General features: G+C 62.2%; 11 protein-coding genes. 2 read left to right on the plus strand and 9 right to left on the minus strand.

Going from position 1 to position 8,230, the window contains the following annotated elements; translation table 11 throughout:
- Window positions 1–2 precede the first annotated feature (2 nt).
- The 8 genes from B7L05_RS04990 to B7L05_RS05015 form a co-directional block, all read right to left on the minus strand.
- The gene (locus B7L05_RS04990) at window positions 3–767 is read right to left on the minus strand and encodes a PAS domain-containing protein (RefSeq protein ID WP_144037142.1); all 765 of its coding nucleotides are present in this window, start codon (window positions 765–767) and stop codon (window positions 3–5) included.
- 138 nt (window positions 768–905) lie between these two features.
- A complete protein-coding gene (locus B7L05_RS17665) occupies window positions 906–1,277 on the minus strand; it encodes a response regulator (protein WP_256926617.1) in 372 nt (123 codons plus the stop codon).
- Window positions 1,168–2,832 (minus strand): PAS domain-containing sensor histidine kinase, encoded by a 1,665-nt coding sequence (locus B7L05_RS17670; RefSeq protein WP_256926618.1) that lies wholly within the window; start codon window positions 2,830–2,832, stop codon window positions 1,168–1,170. Before B7L05_RS17670 ends, B7L05_RS17665 begins: the two co-directional genes overlap by 110 nt.
- 430 nt (window positions 2,833–3,262) lie before the next feature.
- On the minus strand, window positions 3,263–4,060 hold the full coding sequence (locus tag B7L05_RS05000) for an alpha/beta fold hydrolase (RefSeq protein ID WP_085809154.1): 798 nt from the start codon (window positions 4,058–4,060) through the stop codon (window positions 3,263–3,265).
- Window positions 4,061–4,311: 251 nt separating this feature from the next.
- Entirely contained in the window at window positions 4,312–4,716 is a 405-nt protein-coding gene (locus B7L05_RS05005; RefSeq protein WP_085809155.1) for a hypothetical protein, read from the minus strand.
- Window positions 4,713–5,468: a spermidine synthase gene (locus B7L05_RS05010; RefSeq protein ID WP_256926628.1), complete on the minus strand. Its 756-nt coding sequence runs from the start codon at window positions 5,466–5,468 to the stop codon at window positions 4,713–4,715. The genes B7L05_RS05005 and B7L05_RS05010 overlap by 4 nt, the downstream gene beginning before the upstream one ends.
- A 5-nt stretch (window positions 5,469–5,473) precedes the next feature.
- The gene (locus B7L05_RS16870; protein ID WP_144037143.1) at window positions 5,474–5,710 is read right to left on the minus strand and encodes a hypothetical protein; all 237 of its coding nucleotides are present in this window, start codon (window positions 5,708–5,710) and stop codon (window positions 5,474–5,476) included.
- 65 nt (window positions 5,711–5,775) lie between these two features.
- Window positions 5,776–5,982 (minus strand): cold-shock protein, encoded by a 207-nt coding sequence (locus tag B7L05_RS05015; protein ID WP_085809156.1) that lies wholly within the window; start codon window positions 5,980–5,982, stop codon window positions 5,776–5,778.
- Window positions 5,983–6,202: 220 nt separating this feature from the next.
- Here B7L05_RS05015 and B7L05_RS05020 point away from each other — a divergent pair, with 220 nt between their 5' ends.
- Together B7L05_RS05020 and B7L05_RS05030 are read left to right on the plus strand one after the other, a co-directional pair.
- Window positions 6,203–6,700, plus strand: coding sequence for a transglutaminase N-terminal domain-containing protein (locus tag B7L05_RS05020; RefSeq protein WP_085809157.1), 498 nt, complete (start codon window positions 6,203–6,205; stop codon window positions 6,698–6,700).
- A gap of 263 nt (window positions 6,701–6,963) precedes the next feature.
- Window positions 6,964–7,497, plus strand: a complete 534-nt coding sequence (locus tag B7L05_RS05030; RefSeq protein ID WP_375601245.1) for a MarR family winged helix-turn-helix transcriptional regulator — start codon at window positions 6,964–6,966, stop codon at window positions 7,495–7,497.
- A 414-nt stretch (window positions 7,498–7,911) separates the two neighbouring features.
- Here the strand turns inward: B7L05_RS05030 and B7L05_RS05035 are convergent.
- Window positions 7,912–8,230 (minus strand): DUF1345 domain-containing protein (locus B7L05_RS05035; protein WP_144037158.1); only part of this gene is annotated, 319 nt, incomplete at its 5' end.

Consider the following 8,230-nt stretch of genomic DNA (forward strand, 5'->3'; position numbering starts at 1 on the left):
GGCTAGCCGGTCTTGGCGACGTGTCCATGGGCATCATGCCAATGCTGTTCGATGCCGGGTGCGATCTCGTTGGCCCAGCGTCCAACGGCATCGCTCAGTCCCGTGTGACGCTCGAACGCAGGATTGGCTTCGACGACCCGGTGATCCACCGGTGCGCCGTTCGCATCGAACTTGACCTCGCTGATGCAGAAGCCGGCATCGATGTTCTGGAAGATGGCCCTGTACCGCGCTTCGCTGGCCCGCAGGTCAGCTATGGCAGCGTCACGCTGTCTTTCGACCAGCACCCGGCCGGTTGTCTCGAGCGTCACGTTCAGCAAGCCGGCGACACGCCCCTGCTCATCGTGGATCGGCGAATAGGAGAACGACCACCACGTGTCCTCCGCATAGCCGTTGCGGGTCATCAGCAGCGGCAAGTCCTCGAATGTGCATGTCTCGCCCGCAAATGTACGCTCGACCAGCGGTTCGATCTCGGGCCAGATCTCCGGCCAGACCTCTGCGAAAGGCTTGCCAAGCGCCTGTGGGTGGCGGCTCCCCAGGATCGGCACATAGGCATCGTTGTAGAGCAGGGTGCGGTCCTTGCCCCAGACGATGCACATCGCATGGCCAGACCCCAGCATCATGTCGACCGCCGTGCGCAGGCTCTGCGGCCAATGGTCAACAGGCGCAAGCGGTGTCGAGGCCCAGTCGGTGGCTCGGGTAAAATCTGGCATCAGAGAAGGCGTATCGACGAGGTACGGGCTTTTCGCGTTTGATCCGTGGGTCGTCACGCTGGCCGTTATCCATGCTCGGCATGGCCCGGTGCCATCCTGTCACCGTAGATTACCGACCATTCCAATCAAAACCAAGCTTTTGGCGTGGCCGATGCAACAGCTTCGTTTTGACGACGCTGGCCAACATGTGCCTCGCTATCGCCGGGGCTGCCAGGTAATCGACTTGCGGAACACGCGAGACAGCTGCTCGATCGAATAGGGTTTGTGCAGCAGCTCGAAGCCATGGCGCCCGTTCTGCGCCAGCACATGGCTGTAGCCGCTGGTCAGGATGACGGGCAGCCGTGGATGGCGACGGCGAACCTCCTGCGCCAGTTCAAGGCCGGACATTCCGGGCATCACCACGTCCGAGAAGACTATGTGGAAACGGCTGCTATCCTTCTCCAGTTCGGCCAGCGCCTCATCGGCGTTGAGCGCCAGGATCGTGTCGTACCCAGCTCGCGCAGCGCCTGGGTCGCGAAATCGCCGACGCTGCTGTTTCCTCGACGACCAGCACGCATACGTCGTCACCCGTGGCAGCGACGGGTTCGTCCTCCTCCACCGTCGCGCGACTGCCATTGATCGCGACACGGGGCAGGTAGAGGGTGAAGGTGGTGCCGCCGTGCTCGCCGCTTTCGACCCGGATATCTCCGTCCGACTGCTTGGCAAAACCGATCACCTGGGAAAGACCCAGGCCCGTGCCCTTGCCGACACCCTTGGTGGTGAAGAACGGCTCAAAGATGCGCGCCACGTTCTCGGGCGAAATGCCGCTGCCGGTGTCACTGATCGTCACCGCGACATAGTCGCCGGCGATCGGTGGATGCAGCCGGATCTCCGGGATGCCTGACACGGGACTGACGAAGATAGTGAGATCTCCTTCACCGTCCATCGCATCGCGCGCGTTGATGCTCATGTTGACAATGGCGGTGTCGAACTGCCCCTTGTCGGCCAGGACGTAGCAGGGTTCTTCGGGCAGGACCGTGTTAATGACGATGCGCGAGCCGGTGAGCGTCCGGACCATCGATACCAGATCAGCGACACTTTGACCGCAATCGAACGTCTCAGGCTTCAGCGCTTGCCTTCGCGCAAAGGCGAGCAGCTGTCCCGTCAGTTTGGCCGCGCGGTCCGCGGTGTCGCCGATTGCGTCGATATATTTTGCATGGCCATCATCGCTGAGATCGGGTCGGCGAAGGAGATCGACCGAGCCACGGATCACGGTCAGCAGGTTGTTGAAGTCGTGTGCGACGCCGCCGGTGAGCTGGCCGACCGCCTCCATTTTTTGTGCCTGGCGTAACGAATCTTCGGCCAACGCCAGTCTGTCCGTCTGGGCGCGCTCACCGGTGATATCGCGAGCGCTGGAGTACAGCTTTCCCTCGAACGGTACGGCGACCCACGACAGCCAGCGTATCTCACCGTCCTTCGTCCGGTAGCGATTGTCGAACCGCATCACCAGATTGCCGTCGCGCACCTCTTCGAAGGCCGCGGCACTGGCAAGCTCGTCGTCAGGCATCAGAAAGTCGGAGAACGGCGACCCTTCCAGCTCCTGTGCCGTCCAACCGAGTGCTATCGTCCAGGCCGGATTGACGCGGTCGAAGCAACCCGTGCGCAGATCGATGACCGACAACAGCTCCGACGTAACCGTCCACGTCGTCGCTCGTTCGCGTGCGCGCGCGACGATCTGTGCTTCGAGGTCGCTATTGAGCACCCGCAGCTCCGCCTCGCGCGCCGCCAGTTCGCGCTCGTGCACAATCTTCCCGGTGGTCTCGGTTGCGATGTTGAGGAAGCCGGCGATGACGCCCAGATCGTCGCGCAGCGGACTGTAGGCGAAGGTCCACCACGTTTCTTCCGAATGACCGTGCCGTGTCATGGTGAGGGGCAGGTCTTCATGCCCAACCGGCGTGCCGGCCATCGCCGACGCGACGAGAGGTTCGATGTCAGGCCAGACTTCCGCCCAGACCTCGCTCAAGGGCTTCCCCAGCGCGTCGGGGTGCCGCGAACCGAGGAACGGCGCATAGGTGTCGTTGTAGAAGAGCGTCAGCTCCGGCCCCCAGCCAACGCACATGGCAAATTGCGACGACAGCATCATGTCGAGGATGGTTTCGAGCGAGCGCGGCCATCTTTCGCGAGCGCCCAGCGATGTGCTCGACCACTCACAAGCGTCCGCCAGACTACGGAGATCGGAACCTCTGCCCCTTATTCCCTGATCGTTCATGCCCGCCTTTGGTCCTTACCTGGTCTCAGGACCAAGATGGCCGGCTGCCAAGAATTCGAGATATAAACCACTTCCACTCGCTGAAGGCATCCTTTCCACGACGCCTGCGTCCCCGGAGTGTCGACAGACAGTTTGTGCGCTCTTTCGCAACTGACCATGCCTTTTTTGGGAAGTTGGCGGGTAGCGGGCGGGGCCGAGGCTAAGCACTTCCTCGTCCGCCCACATGAATCAGTGGCTGAAGTCGGGAGGCGTTAAGAGGCCTGATATGGCCGGATGTGGGTCTAGGCTGCCACTCTCACTCAACTCAGGCCTTCGGCGCTTCGGCCGCTTGCTGAGTCGCATCGAGAATCACCGCGGCCGTATCCGCTGGCGCATCCCACATTGGAAAGTGGCCGCTGCCTTCGAACCAGTGAAGTTTGGCCGTTGGAAAGGCTGCTTGCGCGCGCGCAGCCTGTCTTGGGAGGCAGAGCCGGTCGTGTCTGCCCCACCCAATGACGATCCGGCCAGTAATGGCGGCGGCGGGGCCGGTCTGTTCGGGCCCCGTTGCGAGGTTGTGAACCAGCGCGTCGAACGTCGGCGTTGTGCTGAGACCCTCTAGTTCTGTTGCGACCATCTGCCCGTCAAGCGCCCATGGACGCGCGGAGAGCTGGGCGAGCAGTGCCGTACGCAATGCCGCGTTCCGGCTCAGTGCGGGCAGGCTCGACCGGATCGCTCGTAGCAGGCGACCGGACGCGCCTATGGTGATCCTGAAGAAGGCCCGCTCCCAGCCGCGCCAGAAGCCGCCGGGATCGAGCGCGACAACATTGCCGACCACGCCGCGCCGCGCGAGCTCGAGCACGATCCGCGCACCCATGGAGCTGCCGACAACGTCTACGCCGGCTAACCCGGCGCTTGCGATGAACCGCTCGACGCTGCCGACAAGACCGTCGAATGTTCCGCTATCCGCTTCTGAAGGGGTGGCGCCGTGGCCGGGAAGATCGATCGCAATGACCTTCCGCGAGGCGCTGAGCGGGGCCAGCATGGTGCCCCAGGATCGCCAGCTCCCGCCAAGGCCGTGGATCAGGAGCAGCGCGCGTCCAGAGCCGCGCTCGATTTTGTTCATCCTGTGTCCGCCTTGTCGCTTTGCAGCGTACAACGAGCCCGGTCAGTTCGCGGGCCCGGCTACCATCGATAAATTGTCGTGGAGATCAGCGCGCAGGCCTGCGCGCTAGCCGCGCTCAAGCTGAGATGATCTGCCTCGCCAATGCAGAACACTTGACCATTAACGAGTGATCGCGTCCGAGCAGCGCGGTACCGGCCGGACCGTTCGCAGATGGGTTAAGCAGTTTGACCCGCCTGAGCGTCGACCGTTGTTCAGCGCCGGGCTTGCAAGCGCCTCGCGTTTCCAGTCACCGCGGTGTGGAGCGGGGCAAGTGCCCGCCCGGCAGCCCCGACAGCGTGATGCTGGATCCGTGCGCTCGATGCGACCGCGCTCTTCGCAGATCGCATGGGCCGCAACATCTCGGATTGGATCGCCTGCATGTCCCCTGTGATCGAGAGGCTGGCCTGCATGAAGGCTTCGGTCTTTTCGGCCACCATCCTGTATAGCTCTGGCCAATTGCCATGGAGCGGGTCGAAAGCGGCTGCCCCGATCGTCGGCATGCGGGCGTTCACCACCGCCGGCGCTGCGGCCATCGTCTCGAACAGGCGAAGGCTGACAGTGCAGCTCTCCATCCACATGTCGAACCAGAGGAATGGCGATGCCGTGCGCTTCGTCATGCCTCAACTCCCAGTCGGGCGGCATCGATGCCGCTCGACCGATCGCCTGATCGATCTACCGTGGCGAGCCAGATCGTGTGATCCGGGTTGTCCTCGCCTCGATCCGTGTCGACCGTGAACTCCTCGACGTCGAAGCCGGTCGCCCGCAGCTGACGGGAGAAGCCGTGATCCGGGTAAGCCGACCAGATGGCGAGCACGCCGCCGGGCCGCAGTGCCGCACGCGCCGTGCGCAAGCCCCAGGCGGAATAGAGCCGCTCATTGGCGAGGCTGATGAGCCCGTCCGGCCCATTGTCGACATCGAGCAGGATCGCGTCGTATCCGCCGGCCTGACCGACAATCAGGTCATGCATGTCCTGCACCTCCATGGTAACCCGTGGATCTTCGAGAGAGCTGCCGAACAGATGGCGCAGGTGGCTCCCAGCCCAAGTCACGATCTTGGGCACGAGCTCGGCGACGACGATGCTGGCCCCCGTCGGCAATCCGGCTCGCGCGGCGGCGAGGGTGAACCCCATGCCCAGCCCGCCGATCAGGACCCGCGGTCGTTCGCCCAAGCCGTCGAGCGCCAATGTCGCGAGCACCTGCTCCGAGCGGTAGGACCAGCTTCCCATCAGCTGCTCGTGGCCGAACATGATCTCGTAATGAGGCCCATGTCGAAGCAGGCGCAGCTCACCGCCGCCGGGTATGTCGGCCGTGTCCACGAGCAGGCCCGCTCGCTCGGTTACGGCGTCGCCGATCGCAGCTTCGAGCGTCACCAACGTCAAGTGTCGCGACGAACGAGTGCGGCAAGTCCGCGGTCCGGGTTCTCGCTCGGGTCGCCCAGCAGCTTGTCCGCGGCCGCCTTGGTGCGCGTCGCGTCGGCGCGTTCGCTGCGACCGGCGAGTGCATCCCAGGCCTGGGCAGCGCGTTCACACCGCTCGCGCACGTTCCGGAGAGTGGATGCCTCGGCGGCCAAGCGCTGACGAGCGGCCTCGTTTCGATAAAGCTGTAAGGACATGACGGCTCCTGCGCAGATGGACGGTTTGGCGAAAGCCCCCGAGGGCCTCCGCCGATCGGCCTTGCTCAGGCTGCCTGAAGGTTCACCGCCGAGGCCTTGCCGCGGCGCTCCGTTTCGAACTCGTAGGAGACGCGGTCGTCCTTGTTGAGCGTGCGCATGCCGGCGCGCTCGACAGCGGTGATGTGGACGAAGGCGTCGGTGCTGCCGTCCTCGGGCGCGATGAAGCCATAGCCCTTGTCGGCATTGAAGAATTTGACGGTGCCGGTGATCATATGGGCATCCTTTGTCCCATGGGTTGTCGGGCATACGCCAACAGCGGCGCATCCCGGCTTCGTGAGGCTAGAAAGGGACAAGGGGAGCCTGAGGGGCCCCAAATTCGTCGCAGGCGACGTTTGCCTAGACTGATATAGGGGGCGGGTGCCGGGAAGATAGTGCGGGGCATGCTGGAGATTTCCGCTGTCCCTGCACGCAGCCTGAAGCGTTCGGTCCGACGTGAAGATTCGCATCCGCCACACCACGACCTACAATTATCGTCGGTCGGTGAAGATCGGGCCTCGCCGGCTGTTGCTCACGCCGCGCGGCGATCATGATCTGCGGGTGTTCGCGCGCGAACTCGACTGCCAGCCGGGGGTCTACCTGGAATGGACGCAGGACGTGTTCGGCTACGTTGTCGCCACCGCCTGCTTTGCCGAGCCCGCCTCCGAACTCGTGATCGCGGTCGATCTCCTTATCGAGCAATCAGCGCCACAGTGGCCCGTGTTCCGGATCGCCCCGGGCGCGCACTCCTACCCCTTCAGCTACTCGGATGATGAGGCCACCGACCTAGGCGCGCTGCTGCGTCCCATCCACGTTGACAAGGATGGTGCCCTGGCACGTTGGGTCGAAGGATTCGTTCTTGGCTCGACGACCGACACGCTGTCGCTGCTGAAGGACATCGATTCAGGTACCACGGCGGCGGTCGCCTATCGTACCCGCGAGGAGGGCACGTGATGCCGCGTTTGAATGGTGTGCCGCAGCGTGTTCGGCGATCCTATCGCTTGTAGCTTCGGTTGCCGGTCCTGATCGCCAAGCTTTTCGCGCGGTGGCAGCCAAACCTTCTTTACCGTCTCGTTGACAGCTTGCCTGGCGAAACCGAGATCCGGTCGCCCATGGTTATCGGAAGCGGTCAAAAGGCGGACGAAGCCCAGCACACCGCGCGGAAACAGCAAGGTTTTAGCGAATTCGGCGCACCCGTCCTGTTATGAACGTACACGGTGCTGGCGTTTCCCGGCTTGAAGCGGCAGTGGCATCGCATGGTTGATATCGTCGTTCCGTCGCCCGACCTTTTCCTTCGCGAAGACGCGATACGGGGCGGGATGGACCTGCTTTTCTTCGCCAATACACGTCATCTGCGGCGTGCGGATGAAAAGCTCGCGGAATTGGGGATGGGTCGGGCCCATCACCGCGTATTGTACTTTGTCCAGCGCAAACCGGGCTTGCCAATCTCGGGACTTCTAGCAATCCTCGCTATCACGAAGCAATCATTGAAACGCGTCACTCACGACCTGATTGCGCGCGGCCTTATCGAATTGCGGCACAGTCAGGTCGACCGCCGACAACGTCTGGTGCACCTTACCGAAGCTGGTTCAACTCTTGAACGACAGCTTTTTAATGAACTTCATGGCAGTATGGCACAGGCATATGCTGCCTCCGGCGGTGAGGCCGTAAAAGGGTTCTGGATCGTCCTGCAGCACCTCATTGGCGAAGAAGGGTGTGAACAATTTCGAGCAGTTCAAAGTTGTAAGTGAACAAAAGCGACGTCTTACTCGTGGTTACCGCACTGTATGCGATGACAGGCGGTCATCTTGCCGCCGCCTCGTACGTAGGATCTTGTCACTTGATGAGCGCGATCCAGGTTAGAAAATCGCGCCGATCATGATAGCGGAGATCTGTAGGATCAGGCGAACCTCAAAGGTGCTCTGCAAATTCATCCGACGATTAATGCGGTTTTCATGAAGGCCTTCTCACAAGGCTCAACGTCACGCGTCTGAAAATAGTCTTAAGATTAAGACTTAGTCTGCGATACGTCCTCAGCGCGGTGATGCGTGAGCATAACCCTCTGAACCACGTGGCATGCTCAAGGGATCGTTAGAGATAAGGGTGTTGGGAACTCTGCCAGCTTGCCCTTCCGCCTGTAGGCTTCCGTCCGGCCAAAGCGCTGCTTAGCTACTGATGATGTTGATTGTAAAAGCAACGACCCCCAGGTTGAAGATGAAGGCAGCTATAGAGTGGCCGAGTACCGTTCGTCGCAGCCGCCGGGTAAGGATGCTCACGTCGGCTGGCTGCAGCGTCATGCCGAGCGCGAAGCTTAGGTAAAGAAACTCCCAGTAATCCGGCTCGTTGCAGCCGGGAAAATCGATTCCTCTGTCGTCCGCATCATCCTTGTCGGTGTCGCCGTAGAATATGTGTGCGTAGTGGAGCGCGTAGACGACGTGGGAGAATGCCCAGGCAAGCAGTAGCGTACCAATCGACAATGCGATG

This window comes from Sphingomonas sp. TZW2008 (assembly GCF_002117915.1).
Lineage (GTDB): Bacteria > Pseudomonadota > Alphaproteobacteria > Sphingomonadales > Sphingomonadaceae > Sphingomonas.

Excerpts from the sequence above, each read along its gene's own strand:
- B7L05_RS05000 (WP_085809154.1), bottom strand. The coding sequence starts at position 4,060 with ATGAACAAAATCGAGCGCGGCTCTGGACGCGCGCTGCTCCTGATCCAC.
- B7L05_RS16870 (WP_144037143.1), bottom strand. The coding sequence starts at position 5,710 with ATGTCCTTACAGCTTTATCGAAACGAGGCCGCTCGTCAGCGCTTGGCC.
- B7L05_RS05005 (WP_085809155.1), bottom strand. The coding sequence starts at position 4,716 with ATGACGAAGCGCACGGCATCGCCATTCCTCTGGTTCGACATGTGGATG.
- B7L05_RS05015 (WP_085809156.1), bottom strand. The coding sequence starts at position 5,982 with ATGATCACCGGCACCGTCAAATTCTTCAATGCCGACAAGGGCTATGGC.
- B7L05_RS17670 (WP_256926618.1), bottom strand. The coding sequence starts at position 2,832 with ATGATGCTGTCGTCGCAATTTGCCATGTGCGTTGGCTGGGGGCCGGAG.